The sequence below is a fragment of the Streptomyces sp. NPDC059371 genome, from assembly GCF_042751995.1.
Classification (GTDB): domain Bacteria; phylum Actinomycetota; class Actinomycetes; order Streptomycetales; family Streptomycetaceae; genus Streptomyces.
The window spans coordinates 1-18013 of sequence record NZ_JBHYXD010000074.1; the positions used below are offsets into that span (position 1 = coordinate 1).

General features: G+C 72.9%; 17 protein-coding genes and 6 tRNA genes. 9 read left to right on the forward strand and 14 right to left on the reverse strand.

Annotated elements, in window-relative coordinates; all coding sequences use genetic code 11:
• Nucleotides 1–178: 178 nt before the first annotated feature.
• Both ACFXGX_RS30970 and ACFXGX_RS30975 read right to left on the reverse strand, forming a co-directional pair.
• A tRNA-Val gene (locus tag ACFXGX_RS30970) sits at nt 179–250 on the reverse strand.
• 42 nt (nt 251–292) lie between these two features.
• Nucleotides 293–727 (reverse strand): TIGR02611 family protein, encoded by a 435-nt coding sequence (locus tag ACFXGX_RS30975; RefSeq protein WP_384797553.1) that lies wholly within the window; start codon nt 725–727, stop codon nt 293–295.
• 191 nt (nt 728–918) lie between these two features.
• On the opposite strand from ACFXGX_RS30975, the gene ACFXGX_RS30980 reads away from it, so the two are divergent.
• Both ACFXGX_RS30980 and ACFXGX_RS30985 read left to right on the forward strand, forming a co-directional pair.
• Complete coding sequence (locus ACFXGX_RS30980) at nt 919–1332, forward strand: SsgA family sporulation/cell division regulator (protein WP_003959770.1); 414 nt, start codon at nt 919–921, stop codon at nt 1330–1332.
• 267 nt (nt 1333–1599) lie between these two features.
• Nucleotides 1600–2157, forward strand: a complete 558-nt coding sequence (locus tag ACFXGX_RS30985; protein ID WP_384797556.1) for a CGNR zinc finger domain-containing protein — start codon at nt 1600–1602, stop codon at nt 2155–2157.
• Nucleotides 2158–2391: 234 nt separating this feature from the next.
• On the opposite strand, the gene ACFXGX_RS30990 is transcribed toward ACFXGX_RS30985, so the two are convergent.
• A complete protein-coding gene (locus ACFXGX_RS30990; RefSeq protein WP_167455603.1) occupies nt 2392–2544 on the reverse strand; it encodes a hypothetical protein in 153 nt (50 codons plus the stop codon).
• A gap of 155 nt (nt 2545–2699) precedes the next feature.
• Entirely contained in the window at nt 2700–3146 is a 447-nt protein-coding gene (locus tag ACFXGX_RS30995) for a hypothetical protein (RefSeq protein WP_384797559.1), read from the reverse strand.
• A gap of 222 nt (nt 3147–3368) precedes the next feature.
• On the opposite strand from ACFXGX_RS30995, the gene ACFXGX_RS31000 reads away from it, so the two are divergent.
• On the forward strand, nt 3369–3902 hold the full coding sequence (locus tag ACFXGX_RS31000; RefSeq protein ID WP_384797562.1) for a DsbA family protein: 534 nt from the start codon (nt 3369–3371) through the stop codon (nt 3900–3902).
• Nucleotides 3903–3991: 89 nt separating this feature from the next.
• On the opposite strand, the gene ACFXGX_RS31005 is transcribed toward ACFXGX_RS31000, so the two are convergent.
• The 3 genes from ACFXGX_RS31005 to ACFXGX_RS31015 form a co-directional block, all read right to left on the reverse strand.
• Entirely contained in the window at nt 3992–4816 is an 825-nt protein-coding gene (locus tag ACFXGX_RS31005) for a GNAT family N-acetyltransferase (protein WP_384797565.1), read from the reverse strand.
• Between the two features lie 126 nt (nt 4817–4942).
• On the reverse strand, nt 4943–5764 hold the full coding sequence (locus ACFXGX_RS31010; RefSeq protein WP_384797568.1) for an aminotransferase class IV: 822 nt from the start codon (nt 5762–5764) through the stop codon (nt 4943–4945).
• 92 nt (nt 5765–5856) lie between these two features.
• Nucleotides 5857–6903, reverse strand: a complete 1047-nt coding sequence (locus ACFXGX_RS31015; RefSeq protein ID WP_384797571.1) for a chorismate-binding protein — start codon at nt 6901–6903, stop codon at nt 5857–5859.
• A 156-nt stretch (nt 6904–7059) separates the two neighbouring features.
• On the opposite strand from ACFXGX_RS31015, the gene ACFXGX_RS31020 reads away from it, so the two are divergent.
• The 5 genes from ACFXGX_RS31020 (at nt 7060) to ACFXGX_RS31040 (ending at nt 7534) form a co-directional block, all read left to right on the forward strand.
• Nucleotides 7060–7132: transfer RNA gene (locus ACFXGX_RS31020), tRNA-Gly, on the forward strand.
• A 37-nt stretch (nt 7133–7169) separates the two neighbouring features.
• Nucleotides 7170–7243 (forward strand) — tRNA-Cys (locus ACFXGX_RS31025).
• Nucleotide 7244: 1 nt separating this feature from the next.
• A tRNA-Val gene (locus ACFXGX_RS31030) sits at nt 7245–7316 on the forward strand.
• A 34-nt stretch (nt 7317–7350) separates the two neighbouring features.
• Nucleotides 7351–7422: transfer RNA gene (locus tag ACFXGX_RS31035), tRNA-Val, on the forward strand.
• Nucleotides 7423–7462: 40 nt separating this feature from the next.
• Nucleotides 7463–7534 (forward strand) — tRNA-Val (locus ACFXGX_RS31040).
• Between the two features lie 139 nt (nt 7535–7673).
• Here the strand turns inward: ACFXGX_RS31040 and ACFXGX_RS31045 are convergent.
• The 4 genes from ACFXGX_RS31045 to ACFXGX_RS31060 all read right to left on the reverse strand — a co-directional run bounded on the left by ACFXGX_RS31045 (nt 7674) and on the right by ACFXGX_RS31060 (nt 10268).
• A complete protein-coding gene (locus ACFXGX_RS31045; protein WP_384797574.1) occupies nt 7674–7982 on the reverse strand; it encodes a zf-TFIIB domain-containing protein in 309 nt (102 codons plus the stop codon).
• Between the two features lie 74 nt (nt 7983–8056).
• Nucleotides 8057–9019 carry a phosphotransferase family protein gene (locus ACFXGX_RS31050; protein ID WP_384797577.1) on the reverse strand — a complete coding sequence of 321 codons (963 nt, stop codon included), beginning with the start codon at nt 9017–9019 and terminating at the stop codon, nt 8057–8059.
• A gap of 567 nt (nt 9020–9586) precedes the next feature.
• On the reverse strand, nt 9587–9793 hold the full coding sequence (locus ACFXGX_RS31055; RefSeq protein ID WP_355773792.1) for a hypothetical protein: 207 nt from the start codon (nt 9791–9793) through the stop codon (nt 9587–9589).
• A 241-nt stretch (nt 9794–10034) separates the two neighbouring features.
• On the reverse strand, nt 10035–10268 hold the full coding sequence (locus ACFXGX_RS31060) for a hypothetical protein (RefSeq protein ID WP_326788867.1): 234 nt from the start codon (nt 10266–10268) through the stop codon (nt 10035–10037).
• 196 nt (nt 10269–10464) lie between these two features.
• Between ACFXGX_RS31060 and ACFXGX_RS31065 the strand changes: the two genes are divergently transcribed.
• Nucleotides 10465–11799, forward strand: coding sequence for a serine/threonine-protein kinase (locus ACFXGX_RS31065; RefSeq protein WP_384797651.1), 1335 nt, complete (start codon nt 10465–10467; stop codon nt 11797–11799).
• A 105-nt stretch (nt 11800–11904) separates the two neighbouring features.
• Here ACFXGX_RS31065 and ACFXGX_RS31070 read toward each other — a convergent pair whose 3' ends face one another.
• The 3 genes from ACFXGX_RS31070 to cobT all read right to left on the reverse strand — a co-directional run bounded on the left by ACFXGX_RS31070 (nt 11905) and on the right by cobT (nt 17854).
• On the reverse strand, nt 11905–12723 hold the full coding sequence (locus ACFXGX_RS31070) for a TrmH family RNA methyltransferase (RefSeq protein WP_384797580.1): 819 nt from the start codon (nt 12721–12723) through the stop codon (nt 11905–11907).
• 64 nt (nt 12724–12787) lie between these two features.
• Nucleotides 12788–14020 carry a uroporphyrinogen-III C-methyltransferase gene (gene cobA, locus ACFXGX_RS31075; RefSeq protein WP_384797583.1) on the reverse strand — a complete coding sequence of 411 codons (1233 nt, stop codon included), beginning with the start codon at nt 14018–14020 and terminating at the stop codon, nt 12788–12790.
• A gap of 156 nt (nt 14021–14176) precedes the next feature.
• On the reverse strand, nt 14177–17854 hold the full coding sequence (gene cobT, locus ACFXGX_RS31080; protein ID WP_384797586.1) for a nicotinate-nucleotide--dimethylbenzimidazole phosphoribosyltransferase: 3678 nt from the start codon (nt 17852–17854) through the stop codon (nt 14177–14179).
• Nucleotides 17855–18013: the final 159 nt, after the last annotated feature.

The following is an 18013-nucleotide window of genomic DNA, read 5'->3' on the forward strand; positions in this document are numbered from 1 at the left end:
GGGCGAAGTACAGGAACATCGATGCCCGTCGCCACCGACGCCCACCCCTCACCCAACGGCGACGGGCTGATGCACCGGCACGGCCCCGACCCACCCACCGGACCGCACCCCGGCGACGCGAACAACGAGAACGGCCCCGGTCCACGGTGTCGTGGGCCGGAGCCGTTCTTCATACGTGTGGGCGATACTGGGTTCGAACCAGTGACCTCTTCGGTGTGAACGAAGCGCTCTCCCGCTGAGCTAATCGCCCGGGCGCAGGAAGAACATTACCCCATGTCAGGGGGTGCCTCGGTCACTCCTTGATGCTCCACGGCATCACCAGCCCGAACTTCCACAGATACACCCCCACCAGCACAGCGACGATCACCAGCCCCACCGAGGTGAGGATGATGTTGCGACGCCGGACCTTCGGATCGAGCGCCCGCTGCGCGGCCTCCGTGACCTTGCGCTTCGTCCAGCGCAGCACGAGCTGCGCCCAGACGAACTCGGTCGCCCAGATCGCCATGCCACCGAAGATCACCAGCCACCCGGGCCCCGGCAGCGGAAGCATGACCACACCCGCCGCGACCACCGCGAGCCCGACGACGAAAACGCCGACCTGCCAGCTCATGTGCAGCGCACGCCGAGCCTTGATGTATTCAGGCGCACGCGAACCGAGCGCTCGCTCATTGTTCGCCCCGTCGCCCGTCGTGGCGACCTCGCCCGACTCGTCACTCCCCGTATTCATACGACCAAACCCTACCCGAGAGAAACCAGTCACCGGAATGGCCCTATCCGGAGATCGCACCCTCGGCCGGATGAGTTACATAAAGACATGCAAAACCCTCAGAGGGGTTTACAACGGCACCGTAGGTGGCATGTCGATTTCGCCGACGTGCGAATCCCCGAGCGCACACTGAGCGAAAGGCCCTGGCGCTTATGAACACCACGGTCAGCTGCGAGCTGCACCTGCGCCTCGTTGTGTCGAGCGAGTCCTCACTGCCTGTACCCGCAGGACTGCGGTATGACACGGCCGATCCCTATGCCGTGCACGCCACCTTCCACACCGGAGCCGAGGAAACCGTCGAGTGGGTGTTCGCCCGCGACCTCCTCGCCGAGGGCCTGCACCGGCCCACCGGTACCGGCGACGTCCGAGTCTGGCCGTCCCGAAGCCACGGCCAGGGCGTCGTATGCATCGCCCTGAGCTCTCCAGAGGGTGAAGCCCTGCTCGAAGCCCCCGCGCGGGCCCTGGAGTCATTCCTGAAGCGAACGGACGCAGCCGTGCCGCCGGGCACGGAACACCGGCACTTCGATCTCGACACGGAGCTCTCACACATCCTGGCCGAGAGCTGACGCGTCACGACAGAGCCGCCCGGCGCCGTCCACTCGGGGAGACGGCTCGGGCTCAGACAACCGCATAGGGAAGGCACCGGCGTCGGCACCGCGCATGTCTCGCGGTGGCGGCGCCGCTGCGCGTCCCCCCACCCCTCCCACGCGCATGCTCGCGCCCCGCGCACACGCTCCCGCCCCCACGCCCGTCTCGGTCGCGCCGGGAAGCCACTACCATCGGCCAGCATCGGGCGGGCGCCCTCGCCCGACCCCCAGGCCAGGGAGCGAAACGTGCTGATCACCCACGACACCCGGTGCGCACTCGACGCCGTGGTGGATCTGGTGAACACCGCGCCGGAGGACGAGACGGCGGATGGGCTCGCCGACGTGTCGTCCCTCGCCGATTTCGTACGAAAGCACGAGATCAGCGATGTCGGGGTGCTGTCGGAGCGCGATCTCGCCGCCGTACAGGACGTTCGGGGCCTGTTCGCCAAGATCTTCGCGGCCGACGAGCCACGGACCGCCGCCTCGCTGATCAACGAACTGGTCGCGGCCGCCGGCACCACGCCCCGCCTCACGGACCACGACGGCTATGACTGGCATGTCCACTACTTCGCGCCGGGCGCCTCGGTCGCCGACCACCTCGCGGCCGACTGCGGGATGGCGCTGGCCTTCTTCGTCGTCGCCGGAGAGCAGGACCGGCTGCGGCGCTGCGAGGCCCCGGACTGCCGACGGGCTTTCGTCGACCTCTCGCGCAACCGCTCCCGCCGCTACTGCGACAGCCGCACCTGCGGGAACCGCCTCCACGTGGCCGCCTACCGGGCGCGCCGCAAGGAAGCCGCGGGCTGACGACCGCACGCGGAGAGCCGACCGGATCGCACCGCCACGGCGGGACGCGACCGTGCCGCACCTCCGGAAGCAGGCCCGTGGCCGGCTACCGGACTGCCGGACAGACGGGCTGACGGGCTGCCGGACTGACTGGCTGCCGGACTGACGGACTGACTGGCTGCCGGACTGACGGACTGACTGGCTGCCGGACTGACGGAGCCCTCGGCGGGTGACGCCAGGGGCTCCGTGTACAGCTCAGAGCAGCAGCAGGTCGTGCAGCGAAGCCATGAGCAGCAGACAGCCGATCACCGCAAGGAAGATCATCAGCGGCGGCTGGGAGAGCGCGAAGAGACAACCGCGCCGCTCCTCGGGCGGAGCAGCGGTGTCGCTCGTTGTTGTGTCCAGCATCTCGCGGGCGATGATGACGCAGAGAGCACCCGCTTCGCGATCAACACGCCCGGAATATACGGGAGTTCGCTGGATGATGTGACGGCCGCGCTCGAACGTGAACGGTTCCGGGCGTTCCCTGCGTCACGCTTGTGATCTTGTGTCGCTTCTGCCGGTCATATGCCGTGCTTCTTCAGGATCGCCTCGATGTCGCTGAAGTCGTCCCCGGAGCCTGTCGCCCGCGGTGCCGACGCCGGTCGGGAGCCGAGTCCGGCGCCCGGGCCCAGCGACGGGGCGGACGCCGCGGGCGCCGCCGCCTCCCGCTGCGCGGCGGCCTTCGCCGCCTTGCGTTCCTTCCGGGTCCCGCCGCCGCGCCGCTCCACGGCACGGGTGATCATGAACAGTGCCCAGGCGCCGCCGAGCACCACGAAGCCGGCCCAGGCCGTCGGGCTGAACGCGGTGTCGGCCAGCCAGCCGACCACCCCGGTCATGACCAGGCCGATCGGCACCAGGGAGTAGGCGGCGATCCGCGCGGCCGCCAGGAAACGCTTGCGGTACGCCGTCACCGCGGCGATGCCCAGGCCGGCGACGGAGACGGCGGAGCAGACGGTCTCTGCGATCATTCCGGTCCTCCAGGCAGGGCTCGGTTCGGCAAGTTCCTCATCCCTTCCATCCTGCACCGCCCCACGCCCGGTATGCCACGGTCCGGGCAGACCTCAGGGACATCTCGGGGTCGCCGTCGTCCTCAGGTCCCGATGACCCCACCCCCTCACCGACCGCCGGTGGAACCTCCCCCGCACCGGACTGGTGGAACCTCCCCCGCGCCGGACTGGGAGACTGGATCAATGAACGACTTCTCCGCCTCCTCCGCCACACGCCCGGCCCCCGTCGTCCTGGACGTCTGGTGCGACCTCCAGTGCCCCGACTGCCGGAGCGCTCTCGCCGACCTGGGCGCGCTGCGCGCCCGCTACGGCGACCGCCTGGACGTGCGGCTGCGGCACTTCCCCCTGGAGAAGAACAAGCACGCTTTCGCCGCCGCCCAGGCCTCCGAGGAAGCCGCCGAGCAGGGCAGCGCCTGGCCGTACGTGGAGGCCGTACTCGGTCGCGTCGAGGAGCTGGACCGCAAGGGCGGCGAAGCCTTCCTGGTCGAGGTCGCCCGGGAACTCGGCCTGGACGCCGAGGAGTTCGACACGGCTCTGATCGACGGGCGGCACATCCTGATCGTCGACGCGGACCAGGCCGAGGGCAAGGCGATCGGTGTCACCGGCACCCCGACGTACGTCATCGGCGGTGAACGCCTGGACGGCGGCAAGAGCCAGGAGGGACTGCGCGAACGGATCGAGGAGATCACCGACCGGCTTCTCGCCGAACAGGCCTGACACCCGTCGCCCCCGTGACGGACCCCGGCTCCGGCCGAAGCAAGGCCCCGTCCCGAGCCCCGAACGAGCCGAGCAGAACCTCGTCCCGCCTAGAGCAGCGTCTTGTACAGGTGGTACGCCGTCGTCTCGTAGCCGAGTGACTCGTAGAGCCGCTCGGCCGGGGTGTTTCCCGCGAAGACGTTGAGCCCGATGCGGTCCAGCCCGGCGGCCGTGGCCCGGACCTCGGCGAGCCGCATGAGCGTCCGGCCGTGGCCGTGGCCGCGCTGGTCGGCGCGGACCCCGACGTCGTAGACGAAGGCCTGTCCGCCCCGGCGCCCCAGCCAGAGTTCGCCCACGGGGACGCCCTCGTGCTCCAGGACGCTCAGCCACATGTTCGCGGTGGCCGGGCCCTCGGGCAGCGCGCCGCCGAAGTCGCGGTCCGCCTTGGCGAGCGCCTCGGCCTCCGGCAGCCCCCGCCGGATCCAGTCCTCGGCGTACCGCTGTCTGCCCACCCGGTCCCAGATCTCGTACTCGTCCCGCGTCATGGGACGGTCGGCGCTGCCCGGGGGCAGGACGAGCGCGGAGCCGTCGACCGCCTTCTCCATGATCCGGTTGCGCGGGACGTAGCCGAGCGCCCTGGTGAGCGCCAGGGCCGCGGCGGCGTCGCCGGGAACGGTCAGCACGATCTGCCGGCAGCCCCATCCGCGCGCGACCTCCTCCGCGGCCAGCGCGGCCACGGTGCCCCGGCCCCGGCGCCGGTCCGGCTCGTCGATGCGGAGCTCGTGGATCCTGGCGGCGGGCGGTCCCGAGCCGAGTTCCGTGGCGAGGTGTACCCGGCCGACGGGACGGCTGTTCACGCACACCTGGTAGCGGCGTGAGAGGGTCCCGTCGGCGGCGCGATGGAGCGGCTCGGTCGGCCGCAGGGTCGTCGTCATCAGGGGTGTTGTACCCGCTGACGACCGAGTCGTCAGCCGAATTACCCGGCGAGGAGCGCTCGGAGTACCCGACGAGGGTCGCTCGAAGTGCCCCGCGGCCGACGGCCGGTGGCCGCCCGTGCCCGGTCAGGGATCGAGGTCGTCCCCGGCCCGTTCGTCGAAGACGCGCATCGCCTTGGCGGTCACCGGGCCCGGCGCGCCCGGCAGTTCGCGGGAGTCGACCCGGTGCACGGCCTGCACGTCGCGCAGCGTGGACGTCAGGAAGATCTCGTCCGCGCGCTCCAGGACGTCCAGTGGCAGGTCGGTCTCCTTGGCGCCGGTCCACTCGACCGTGAGGGCACGGGTGATGCCGGCGAGGCAGCCGGAGGCGACCGGCGGGGTGTGGATCTCGCCGTCGAGGACGACGAAGACGTTCGACCCGGTGCCCTCGCAGAGTTGGTCCACCGTGTTGGCGAACAGCGCCTCGGACGCGCCGTGTTCACGCGCGCGGGCCAGGGCGACGACGTTCTCGGCGTACGAGGTGGTCTTGAGGCCGGTCAGGGCGCCTCGCTCGTTGCGGGTCCAGGGCACGGTGACGACGGCCGTGGAGTCGGGGCGCGGGGCCGAGCCGCCGAGCGCGACGACGAGGGTCGGACCGTGCTCTCCGCGGTCGGAGCCGAGCGGGCCGTGACCGCCGGTGTACGTGATGCGGAGCCGGCCGAGGGGCATCGGGTTGGCCTCGAGGACGGCGGCGCAGGCGCGGCGCACCTCGTCGGCGTCGGGCTCGGGCAGACCGAGACCGCGCGCCGAGCGGGCCAGCCGGTCGAGGTGGCGGGTCAGCGCGAAGGGCCGGCCGTCGACCGCCTTCAGCGTCTCGAAGATGCCGTCACCCACGGTCAGTCCGTGGTCGAAGACGGAGACGCGGGCGGCCTCGATGTCCTGCAGCCCGCCGTCGAGCCAAAGCTTCACTGGTCCCTACCTCGCATGTGAATGTGCCGGACGCGTCGTCCGGCACGGCGTTCCGGCCCCGGTTCCCCGCGCCGTCCGTCCCCGAAACCGGGTCAGTCCGTGGGGGTCCCGTCACCCGCGTCGTACGTTCCCGACGCTACCGCGAGGAGCCGGGACGCCTTCAGCTCGGTCTCCCGCCACTCCCCCTCGGGGTCGGATCCCCAGGTGATGCCGGCCCCCGTACCGAAGCGCAGGACGCCGTCGGCGCGGTCGATCCAGAACGTGCGGATACCCACGGCCAGCTCGCCGGTGCCGCGATCGGCGTCGACCCAGCCGACGCCTCCGCAGTACGGGCCGCGCGGCGCGGTCTCCAGGGCGTCGATGATCCGCAGGGCGCTGGACTTCGGGGCGCCGGTGACGGAGCCGGGCGGGAAGGCCGCGGCGAGGAGCCCGGGCCAGCCGACGTCCTCCCGCAGCTCGCCGCTGACCGTGGAGACGAGGTGCACGAGCCCCGGGTGCTTCTCGACGACACACAGGTCGGGCACGGTCACGGTGCCGGTGGCGCAGACCTGGCCGATGTCGTTGCGGACGAGGTCCACGATCATCACGTTCTCGGCGTAGTCCTTGTCCAGGAGGTCCGCCTCGGTGCGTCCGGTGCCCTTGATCGGCCCCGACTCGACGGAACGGCCCGCGCGGCGCACGAAGAGTTCCGGGGAGGCGGTGGCTATCTCGACGCCGTGTTCCGGCAGCCGGATCGTTCCCGCGTACGGTGCCGGGTTGCCGCGGGCCAGCAGAGCGGTGAGCGCGTCGACGTCGGCGTCGGCCGGGACGGGCGCGGAGAGCACGCGGCAGAGGTTCGCCTGATAGACCTCGCCGACCGCGATGTACTCCCGGATACGTCGTACACCGGCGGTGTACGCGGCGTGGTCGAGGGACGACGTCCAGTCACCGGCCGCCGGGCCGTGCCACTGTCCGGGCACCGGGGCGGGCACCGGCTCCTCTCGTACGTCGCGGAAGCGGGCGCAGGTCAGACGTCCTTCGAAGTCGGCCGCGACGGCCCAGAAGCCGGTCGAGTCCAGGGCCGCGGGATCGCTGGTGACATCGAGGAGACCGGTCGCGACGAGGCCGCCGAAGCGGGCGAGAGGAGGGAGGTCGAGCACGCAGACGAGTCTAGGGCGGGTGTCCCGCGAGTGCCCTGACCGTGTCCTCGGGGGGACAGACCGCAGCACGCTGCACAAACGCGTTTTTGTGCTGGCCCGGGAATCCGCTAGAGTTCAACTCGTCGCCGGGACGCGCAAGCGGAACGGAAACGACAAGCGGACGTAGCTCAGTTGGTAGAGCGCAACCTTGCCAAGGTTGAGGTCGCCAGTTCGAACCTGGTCGTCCGCTCGCAGGAAGTGGGGGATCTTCCCGAACCCGCACTCCTGGTGGAGTGGCCGAGAGGCGAGGCAACGGCCTGCAAAGCCGTCTACACGGGTTCAAATCCCGTCTCCACCTCCAAGGACGATTAGCTCAGCGGGAGAGCGCTTCCCTGACACGGAAGAGGTCACTGGTTCAATCCCAGTATCGTCCACTGGTCCGCAAGGACTCGATCCGCGAGGATCCCCGCGCGATTAGCTCAGCGGGAGAGCGCTTCCCTGACACGGAAGAGGTCACTGGTTCAATCCCAGTATCGCGCACGCAGTATCAGCAGCAAGCGTGGCTTCGGCCGCGTGACCTGCGCGATTAGCTCAGCGGGAGAGCGCTTCCCTGACACGGAAGAGGTCACTGGTTCAATCCCAGTATCGCGCACAAGCAAGCCCCCGGTCGTTTCGACGACCGGGGGCTTCGTCGTGCTCCGGCCCGCCCGACGGACCTGTGTGACCTGACCCACGGGGGCCTGGACACGCCGAAGGGGCCTCTCCGTTCGGAAGGGGCCCCTTCGGGTGGCTCAGGAGGAGAAGAGCATGTGGCCGAAGCTCTTGTGACGGTTGTGGCCGCCGTGGCCGCCGTAGTGACCGCCGTGGCCGCCATGGCCGCCGTGCTGCGGGGCACCCCACGCGGGGGCCGGCGCGGACGGGTACGCCTGCGGGGCGCCCTGGGGCGGCGGCGCGGGCTGGGACCACTGCGACTCGACGCGGGTCAGCGCCTCCAGCTCGCCGTAGTCGAGAAAGATGCCGCGGCAGCCGCTGCACTGCTCGATCTGGACGCCATTGCGGTTGTACGTGTGCATCTGCGCATGGCATTTCGGACACTGCATGCTCGGCTCAACTCCTCGCCTGTCGGTACTGCTTCCGCCAGGACAGACACCGCCCGGCTTCGGTCGGTTGCAGCCTACGTCGCCAATCCTTTGGTCAACTCGTGTGGGACGGCACTCATTCGGTCGCAGGCGTCCACCACGGCCTGCTGCACCTCGTCCAACGGCCGTCCCGCGGCGACGGATTTGGCGACCGCGAGGGCGGCCGTCTGCACGGTGAGGGCGCGGGCCGCGACGTCCAGGGCGGGCCAGGGATCGCCGTCGGCGGGAACGGCGGGACCGCCCGCGGCCCGGTAGGCGGTCAGGAAGCGGAGCCATTCGTCGGGCGGCAGCAGCCCGCAGGCGTACCAGGCGGCGGGGCGGGCCAGGTCCCAGGCCGGGGCGCCGACACCCAGGTCGTCGACGTCGATGAGCAGCCAGGGACCGTCCGGCGCGGGGTGGCGTATGAGCTGGCCGAGGTGCAGGTCACCGTGGCACAGGGTCGTCGTGGCGTCCGGCATCGGGGCCTCGGCCCGCGCCCAGGCGGGCAGCGCGGCCCAGGCCCGCAGGACCGGGGCGGCGGCCGGGTGCGGTCCGGCCGCGCGCATCCGGGCCATCGCGCGGGCGGCCTTGACGGGTCCCCGCATGGGCGGCAGCCCGTCCGGAGCGGGAGCCCGGTGCAGCCCGGCCAGCAGGGTCGCGGCCGCCTCCCAGGGAGCCGCGTCGGGTGCGTCGGGGTCGACGGGAGCGCCGTACGGCCAGAGGGTCACCCGGCGGCCGAGGAGGCCGGTGGGGGCCGGGTCCGCCGGTGGCAGGAGGATGCCGGGGAGGCGCGTGGCCGCGGCGACGCGGAGGGTGAGCGCGTGGGGCTCCGTGTCCGGGGCGTGGGCCTTGGCGACGATGGCGCCGTGGCGGACCACGGTGCCGTCGTCGCGGTCCGCGAGGAGTGTGTCCTCGGCGCCGCAGGAACAGGTTCCGCGGGGAGCGGGCACAGCCACCGCCGGGTGCGCCGCGCCGCGCGCCGCGGCGGCGAGCGCGGCCGGCAGGCTGGGTACGGTCACGGATCTCCCTGAGCTGGACGACGGGCCCGTACGACGTCAGCCGCCGGGCACCTGCCGGTGAGGGTACGCACCCGAAGCCGGCACCGGGCCCCGGGGCCCGTCGTTCGGATCGGGCGGCGCCGAGGCGCGGCGCCTCGGCGGCTGGGCCGAGCGGGGCCCGGTGAGTGCAGTTGCAAGGCGGAGGGCGCCGAGGCCCGGCCGCTCGGCCGGCACTTCGCCCTCGCCCCGACGCTCCCGGTCCCCTCGCCCCCGAAGTTCCCGTTCCCGCGCCCGGCCCCGAGACGCGGCGTGGGGCCGCCAGGGTGTGCCGGCCGCCGGCGTGGACCCGCCCCGGGTCACGATGCCCCTCGGCCCCGACCCGCTGCCCGGCCCCGCTGCCCGGAGCCGACGCCGGGCGGCGAGTGGCGAGAGGCGAGTGGCGAATGGCGAGTGGGCGCAAAAAAGAGATGCCCGCGCAGCTCCCCAGCTGCGCGGGCATCTTTCTGCCGTCCGCCGCACCCCCGTCCCCACGGGGTTTCATGGCCGGATGTCCCCGCCCGGACCGCTCTTCCGGGCCTGGGGCGCCGCTCAGCGCCCCAGCATCACGCCCACGGACGACGCCTGTGTGACCACCGCGTCCCAGCCGCCGAAGACGACCACGAGCAGGGCCGCCAGGGGAAGGACCATCGCTGTCGCCACCAAGGGGTGGCGCCGGCCCTGGCGGGTGCCGAACGCGGCGGCGTAGGCCTTGCGTCCTTGCGTGCGGAGCTCTGTCCGCGGTGCCGTGTGGGCCATGGTCCCTCTCCTGACCGAGATTCTGTTGTGCCTGGCAGCGGCGGGTGTCTGACCTCGGGGGACGAGTGCTGCACCCGCCGCTTGACCTCAAATCTAGGCGTGCGACGACGACGGGTCGTCATGCCCTCGTACCGATTGCCGGGCCTCCCGGAGGATGAGCCGTGACCTGCTGAGTACTACCGTGGGTGGAGACGCGGACCCAGGTCTCGGGGTCTTCCCGGAGGGGACGTCCGAAGTGCCCCTACTGTTCCGAGCTGTCCTCCCGGGGAACCGGCTGCTCGACGAGCGCCAGCACCCGAGTCGCCATGAAGCGGGCGGTCCGTACCACTGTTCCGTTTCGAGTGACTTCGCTCACTTCTACGACACCTCGGCGCACCGCCGTCTCCACCCGGCGACCCGCCCTGCTCGCCACCACCTCGTACGTACGCGTCGTGTCCCCTGCGTCCACGACTATCTCCACGCGGTCACCCCTCACGGGCTCAATCCCCCTTCAACGATGGATGGTTGGGATCAAGGGCAGGTCAAGGAGGCACTGTTCGCACGCTCCCTGACCACCTCTCAAGTTTCCCACCCGGCACTGACAATCGATCGGGACGAGAGGGCGCGGCCTCTGCGCGCACCCGGCCGCGGAAACGTAAGCTGTGGCTCGTCAAACGGACCGGGCAGCGGGGATGGACATGGCGATGATGCGCCTGAGGCGCGAGGACCCGCGTGTCGTCGGCTCGTTCAGGCTTCACCGACGGCTCGGCGCGGGGGGTATGGGTGTTGTCTACCTGGGCTCCGACCGGCGGGGCCAACGGGTCGCGCTGAAGGTGATCCGGCCTGATCTGGCGGAGGATCAGGAGTTCCGTTCCCGGTTCGCGCGCGAGGTCTCGGCGGCACGGCGGATCAGGGGCGGCTGCACGGCGCGGCTCGTCGCCGCGGACCTGGAGGCGGAGCGTCCGTGGTTCGCCACGCAGTACGTGCCCGGCCCCTCCCTGCACGACAAGGTAGCCGAGCAGGGTCCGCTGTCGGCGGCGGACGTGGCCGCCGTCGGTGCCGCCCTCTCGGAGGGTCTGGTCGCGGTGCACGAGGCCGGGGTGGTCCACCGTGACCTCAAGCCGTCCAACATCCTGCTGTCCCCGAAGGGGCCGCGGATCATCGACTTCGGGATCGCCTGGGCGACCGGGGCGAGCACGCTCACGCACGTCGGCACGGCGGTCGGCTCCCCGGGCTTCCTGGCGCCGGAGCAGGTACGCGGTGTCGCCGTCACCCCGGCCACGGACGTGTTCGCGCTCGGGGCGACCCTCGCGTACGCGGCGACCCAGGACTCACCCTTCGGGCAGGGCAGTTCCGAGGTGATGCTCTACCGCGTGGTGCACGAGGAGCCGCAGCTCCACGGGGTCCCGGACGCGCTCGCCCCGCTCGTCCGGGCCTGTCTGGCCAAGGACCCCGAGGAACGGCCCAGCACCCTCCAACTGTCCCTGCGGCTGAAGGAGATCGCGGCCCGCGAGGCCCAGGGCATGGTGGACGCGCGGCCGCCCGCTCCGCGCTCGGATCCGGACCGGCCGACGGGCCGCCTCGCCGAGCAGTACGCCGAGCAGCGCACCCAGCGACGGCCGGGGACCACTCCCCCGCCGCGGGGGACCACTCCCCCGCCGCGCACCGGCGGGACGAACGGCGGATCGCGGTCGGGTTCGCGTCCGGCGCCCGGCCGCAACACCGGCCGCACCGGCAACAGGCCCGCCCCGCGCAGTGGCGCCGGACGGCCCGGCCCGCGCGGTACCGGCACCGGCCGGCGGCCCGCCAATCCACGGCTGCTGCGCCAGCGGCTCTTCGTGTTCGTGGTGGTGACGTTGCTGGTCGCGCTGGGTATCGCTGCGGCCCAGGGGTGCCAGGGTCCGTCCCGCGGACTCGACGACGGCCCGCGGGGCGGCGTACACCACGCTCGGTCGGCGTCCGGGGCCCTGGCGGTGGGCGCCGCGGTCGGCCGTCCGTACCGGAGCGCGCTGCACGGCGACGGCTAGGGCCTGCCCTAGGGGTGCCGTTCGAGCCGGACCGATCCTCAGCTGATCCAGGCCCGGCGACACCCCCGAGAACGGCACCTCACGGCACCCCGCGGAGCGCGGGTCTCAGCTCGTGGGCCGGCCCGTCGCCACCGCGTAGAAGGCGACCGCGGCCGCCGCGCCGACGTTCAGGGAGTCGACGCCGTGGGCCATGGGGATGCGGACCCATTCGTCGGCCGCCATCAGGGCCCGGGTGGACAGCCCGTCGCCCTCCGCGCCGAGCATCAGCGCGACCCGGTCCATCGTGTGCGGGGCGGCCTCGTCGAGGGACCTCGCCTTCTCGTCCGGGGTGAGGGCGAGCAGGTTGAACCCGGCGTCGCGGACCGACTCCAGGCCCTTGGGCCAGGTGTCGAGACGGGCGTACGGAACCGAGAAGACGGCGCCCATCGAGACCTTCACCGAGCGGCGGTAGAGGGGGTCGGCGCAGTCCGGGGAGAGCAGTACCGCGTCCATGCCGAGCGCGGCGGCGGAGCGGAAGATGGCGCCGATGTTGGTGTGGTCGTTGACCGACTCCATGACGACGACGCGGCGCGCGGAGCGCAGCAGGTCCTCGGCCGTGGGCAGCGGCTTGCGCTGCATCGAGGCGAGCGCTCCCCGGTGCACGTGGTAGCCGGTGACCTGCTCCGCGAGCTCGGGGCTGACCGCGTAGACCGGTGCCGGGAGTTCGTCGATGACGTCGCGCATGACGTCGACCCACTTGGCGGACAGCAGCATCGAGCGCATCTCGTAGCCGGCGTCCTTGGCCCGTCTGATGACCTTCTCGCCCTCGGCGATGAACAGGCCCTCGGCGGGTTCGCGCTTGCGGCGCAGTTCCACGTCGGTCAGGCCCGTGTAGTCGCGCAGACGGGGGTCGTCGGGGTTCTCGACGGTGATGAGATCGGCCACAGGGTGATACTGCCTTGTCCGGGGTGCGGTGCCAACGGCTGGGAACGGGTTGGGTTACCCGTGGTTACTCGGGAAGTCCGGGGCCGACGTCCACGACCTCGCCGATGACGATGACCGCGGGCGGCCGCACGTCCTCGGCGCGAACGGTCTCGGCGACGGTGGCCAGGGTGGCGTCGACGCGCCGCTGGGCGGCGGTCGTGCCCTCCTGGACGAGGGCGACGGGGGTGTCGGCGGGCTTGCCGTGCGCCACGAGCGTGTCGGCGATCCGGCCGATCTTGTCGACGCCCATGAGGACGACGAGGGTGCCGCGCAGTTTGGCGAGGGCGGGCCAGTCGACGAGAGAGCGCTCGTCGTCGGGGGCGACATGACCGCTGACCACGGTGAACTCGTGGGCGACGCCCCGGTGGGTGACCGGAATGCCCGCGGCACCCGGCACCGAGATCGAGCTGGAGATGCCGGGGACGACCGTGCAGGTGATCCCGGCCGCGGCGAGCGCCTGGGCCTCCTCCATGCCGCGGCCGAAGACGAACGGGTCGCCGCCCTTGAGCCGGACGACGGACTTGCCCTGCTTCGCGTGCTCGATGAGCGCGTTGTTGATGGCCTCCTGGGCCATGAACCGGCCGTACGGGATCTTCGCCGCGTCGATCACCTCGACGTGCGGCGGGAGTTCGGCGAGCAGGTCGCGGGGGCCGAGGCGGTCGGCGATGACCACGTCGGCCTCGGCCAGCAGCCGGCGTCCGCGGACGGTGATCAGATCGGGGTCGCCGGGGCCGCCGCCGACGAGGGCGACGCCGGGGGTACGGGTGCGGTGGTGCGGCGCGACGAGCGTGCCGTCACGCAGGCCCTCGACCACGGCGTCGCGGATGGCGGCGGTGTGGCGGGGGTCGCGGCCCTTGGCGTCCGTGGTGAGGACGGCGACGGTCACGCCCTCGCTGTGGCCGGTGGCCGGGGTCCACGCGGTCGCCGCGTCGGCGTCGTCGGAGCGGACGCACCAGACGCGGTGGCGCTCGGCCTCGGCCGAGGCCTCGGCACTGGCCCGCGGGTCACTGGTGGCGATGAGCGCGTACCAGGCGTCGGCGAGGTCGCCCTGCTCGTACGGGCGCCTGGTCCAGGTGATCTCGCCCGCGTCGGCCATCGCCTCGACGGACGGGGTCGCCTGCGGGGAGACGAGGTGGACGTCCGCGCCCGCCGCGATGAGCGCGGGGAGCCGGCGCTGGGCCACCTGACCGCCGCCGAGGACGACGACGCGGCGGCCGGCGAGACGGAGGCCTACCGGGTAGGCGGGGTGTTCGGCCATGGAGGTGCGGCTCCTCGTACGGGCAGGCGGTGCGGTGGGCGCTGCGGCTCTGGAGCGGCCCTGACGTGGGGTTCTTCGGTAGGAATCCAGACTACGGCGAGGGCGGGGCGGGCAGGCCGGAACGCCCGCCCACCCCGCCCCACCGGTGCCGGGGGCCTACTTCTCGGTCACTCCGGCCGAGTCGAACGTCGCGACCTCGTGCATCGCCCGCGCCGCGCTCTGCACGATGGGCAGGGCCAGCAGGGCGCCGGTGCCTTCGCCGAGGCGCAGGTCGAGGTCGATCAGGGGGCGCAGGCCCAGCTTGTTCAGTGCGGCCACGTGACCGGGCTCGGCGCTGCGGTGGCCCGCGATGCAGGCGGCCAGGACCTCGGGGGCGATGGCGCGGGCCACCAGGGCCGCGGCGCCCGCGCTGACGCCGTCCAGGATCACCGGCGTCCGCAGGGACGCGCCGCCGAGGAGGAGGCCGACCATGGCGGCGTGCTCCAGGCCGCCGATCGCCGCGAGGACGCCGATGGGGTCCGCCGGGTCCGGCTGGTGGAACTCGATGGCACGCCGGACGACCTCGGTCTTGCGGGCCAGGGTCTCGTCGTTGATGCCCGTGCCGCGGCCCGTGACCTCGGCCGGGTCGGCACCGGTGAACACCGAGATCAGGGCAGCCGACGCGGTCGTGTTGGCGATGCCCATCTCACCGGTCAGCAGTGCCTTGTTGCCCGCGGCCACCAGGTCGCGGGCCGTCTCGATGCCCACCTCCAGCGCGGCTACGGCCTCTTCCCGGGTCATGGCGGGACCGGTGGTCATGTCGGCGGTGCCCGCCCGGACCTTGCGCGGCAGCAGACCCGGCGTGGCGGGCAGGTCGGAGGCGACGCCCACGTCGACGACACAGACCTCGGCACCCACCTGGTTGGCGAACGCGTTGCAGACCGCGCCGCCGCCGAGGAAGTTGGCCACCATCTGGCCCGTGACCTCCTGCGGCCAGGGGGTCACGCCCTGCGCGTGGACACCGTGGTCACCGGCGAAGATCGCGACGGCGGCCGGCTCGGGGATCGGCGGCGGGCACATCCGGGAGAGGCCCGACAACTGCGCGGAGATGATCTCCAGCATGCCGAGGGCACCCGCGGGCTTGGTCATCCGCTTCTGGCGCTCCCACGCCTCGCCGAGCGCCTTGGCGTCGAGCGGGCGGATGCTGGAGACCGTCTCGGCGAGCAGGTCGTGCGGCTCCTCGCCGGGCAGCGCGCGGCGGCCGTACGTCTCCTCGTGCACGACCCACGACAGGGGGCGGCGCTTGGACCAGCCGGCCTGCATCAGCTCGGGCTCCTCCGGGAACTCGTCGACGTACCCGACGCACAGGTAGGCGACGACCTCGAGGTGCTCGGGCAGGCCCAGCGCGCGGACCATCTCACGCTCGTCGAAGAAGCTGACCCAGCCGACGCCGAGGCCCTCGGCGCGGGCGGCGAGCCAGAAGTTCTCCACGGCGAGCGCGGCGGAGTACGGGGCCATCTGCGGCTGGGTGTGCCGGCCGAGGGTGTGGCGGCCGCCGCGGGTCGGGTCAGCGGTGACGACGACGTTCACCGGGGTGTCGAGGATGGCCTCGATCTTCATTTCCTTGAACTGCTTGGCCCGGCCCTTGGGAAGCGACTTGGCGTAGGCCTCGCGCTGGCGCTGGGCGAGTTCGTGCATGCTGCGCCGGGTCTCGGCGGAGCGGATGACGACGAAGTCCCAGGGCTGGGAGTGGCCGACGGAGGGCGCGGTGTGCGCGGCCTCCAGGACGCGCAGCAGCACGTCGTGCGGGATCGGGTCGCTGCGGAAGCCGTTGCGGATGTCACGGCGTTCGCGGATCACGCGCAGGACGGCCTCGCGTTCGGCGTCGTTGAAGCCGGCGGCCGCCGGGCCGGTGGACTCGCGTACGTCTTCCACCACGGCCGTGCTCTCTTCCTGGTCGGCGACCTGGGTGTGCAGGTCCTCCGCTTGCTGTGCGGCCACGGGTTCCGGCTCCGCGGTGAGCGGGTCCGCCACGGGCATGGCCTCGGGGCCGTCCTCCGCCTCCCGGGGTGCGGGCACCGACGCCTGGACGATCGGCTCGGCCTCCGCCGCGGGAATCTCCTCGGCCGGGAGGGGTGCCACCGCCGGGGCCTCCTGCGCGGGCGGCTGTTCCTCGTCGGGCGCGGGAGCCACGGTCATGCCGTGCGGCGGGGTCGGGGCCAGGTGCGCGGTCGTGGGCACCGTGCCGTCCACGGGCACGAATCCGCCGAGACTCCGGTCGGCCTGGGGGACGAGGGGCGCGCCGGGGAATCCGGGGACGCCCGTCGCGTCGAGGGCGCTCTCGGGGTGCTGGTCGCCGTGCGCCGCGTGGTGCTGGTCGCCGTGCGCCGCGTGGTGCTGGTCGCCGGTGGCCAGGTGGGCGGCCTCGCCGTGCGCGGCCACGCCGACCGGCACGGCCCGCGGGTCGATGACGCCGGGCGCCGACAGGGCGGCGCCGTCGTGGGCGAGGGAGCCGTCCTCGGACAGCACCGCGCCGTTCTCCGTAGTGGCGAGCCGGTCGGTGAACTGCTGGGCCCGGACCGTGTCGAGGGCGAGTTCCTGACCGCCGAGCGAGGCTTCCGCCGAGCGCGCGGAGAGCGCCGAGAGGGCGGACTCCGGGGTCTCGTAGGCGTGGGCGGCCGGGGCGCCGGGGGGCTCCTCGGCGTCGGTCAGGGACGCTTCGTCCGCGAAGGGGACGGCGGGCTCCGGCGTCCGGACGGGGGGCTCCGCGAACCCGGTCCCCTGGAGGTCGGGGGCGGCCGGGTCGGCCGCGTGGGTGCCCTGGTCCGCGAGCCGCGCCGGGACCTGCGCGGCGGGGTCCTCGGCCGGGGCGAGGTCCTCGGCAGGCGCGAGCGACTGCGCGGGCAGGACGTGCCCGGTGTCCTCGGTGGTCTGCGCCGGTACGGCCTCGTAGCCGGGCGTCGCGCCGGCGGCCTGTGCCGCGAGGTCGGCGATGTCCGGCGTGACCGGGGCGTCCTGGAACTGCGGGGCGACGGGAATCGGCGGGGTGGCCGAGCCGTCCGTCGCGGAAACGGCTTCGGGAGCCGGGCCGTCCGCCTGGTCCTGGAGGTCGAGCGCCACGCCGTCGGCCCCCGGCGCCTGGGCCGGGTCGTGGACGAAGGGCGCCGCCACGACGCCGGGCACCTGCTCGGCCTCAGCGGCCTGCGGCACCTCGGGACCCCATACGGGTTCCGCGCCGACCACGGCCTCGGGCAGCGGCGCCTCGGGGGCGACCGCTTCCACGGCCGCGCCCTCACCGCCGACGGGCACGGTCCCCCACGGCGCCGCGGCCTGCGGCAGGGCGTCGCCGGACAGGGGCACGTCCAGGTACTCGGGGCCGACGGTCGCCGGACCGGCCTGGCGGAGCGGAGTGACCGGGGTGGCCATGGCGCTCGGGCGGGCGCCCGCGGGTCCCCGGTCGGCCAGCGAACGCACCGGACTGGAGGAACCGTCCGGGGTGGGCGGGCCGAGGTGCAGCGGACGGCGCGGCGTCACGGGCTGCGGGACCGGCTGCGGCACGGGCGCCGGGCTCGGCGCGCGCACGGCGCCTAGGTCGATCGCGCCGGTGTCGCGTCCGTCCGTCTCGTGCGGGCCGGGTTCGTCCATGAAGGGCATCGGGGCCGGCGGCGGCACCTCGTTGCCCCAGGCACCCTGGGCACCGGGCGCGCCCGGCAGGAGAAGGAGGTCGTCCTCCTCGACGGGGCTCTCGGAAGAGTCGAGGTAGGTGTACGTGCCGGGTGCGGTGACGCCCGGCTGCTCCACCATGCCTGCGCTCTCCGGCATTCCCTCGCCCGGGACCTGGCCGGTGTCGGTCATGCGTACCCCTCGCCCATCGGTTAGTGCTCCAAAGTCCAGCTCGCCCGGAACGGCGCACCGACCGCCCCACAGTGAAGAACGAGCGGGTGTGCCCAGCGGCACGTACGACCGGCCAACAAAGACGACAAAGCCATTAACAGGCATTGTCCCGGTCATCCC

Bases quoted from the DNA above. Each gene is read 5' to 3' on its own strand.
- ACFXGX_RS30975 (WP_384797553.1), bottom strand. From the start codon at position 727: ATGAATACGGGGAGTGACGAGTCGGGCGAGGTCGCCACGACGGGCGAC.
- ACFXGX_RS30990 (WP_167455603.1), bottom strand. From the start codon at position 2,544: ATGCTGGACACAACAACGAGCGACACCGCTGCTCCGCCCGAGGAGCGG.
- cobA (WP_384797583.1), bottom strand. From the start codon at position 14,020: ATGGCCGAACACCCCGCCTACCCGGTAGGCCTCCGTCTCGCCGGCCGC.
- cobT (WP_384797586.1), bottom strand. From the start codon at position 17,854: ATGACCGACACCGGCCAGGTCCCGGGCGAGGGAATGCCGGAGAGCGCA.
- ACFXGX_RS31055 (WP_355773792.1), bottom strand. From the start codon at position 9,793: ATGGCCCACACGGCACCGCGGACAGAGCTCCGCACGCAAGGACGCAAG.
- ACFXGX_RS30980 (WP_003959770.1), top strand. From the start codon at position 919: ATGAACACCACGGTCAGCTGCGAGCTGCACCTGCGCCTCGTTGTGTCG.
- ACFXGX_RS30995 (WP_384797559.1), bottom strand. From the start codon at position 3,146: ATGATCGCAGAGACCGTCTGCTCCGCCGTCTCCGTCGCCGGCCTGGGC.
- ACFXGX_RS31000 (WP_384797562.1), top strand. From the start codon at position 3,369: ATGAACGACTTCTCCGCCTCCTCCGCCACACGCCCGGCCCCCGTCGTC.
- ACFXGX_RS31045 (WP_384797574.1), bottom strand. From the start codon at position 7,982: ATGCAGTGTCCGAAATGCCATGCGCAGATGCACACGTACAACCGCAAT.
- ACFXGX_RS31005 (WP_384797565.1), bottom strand. From the start codon at position 4,816: ATGACGACGACCCTGCGGCCGACCGAGCCGCTCCATCGCGCCGCCGAC.
- ACFXGX_RS31065 (WP_384797651.1), top strand. From the start codon at position 10,465: ATGGACATGGCGATGATGCGCCTGAGGCGCGAGGACCCGCGTGTCGTC.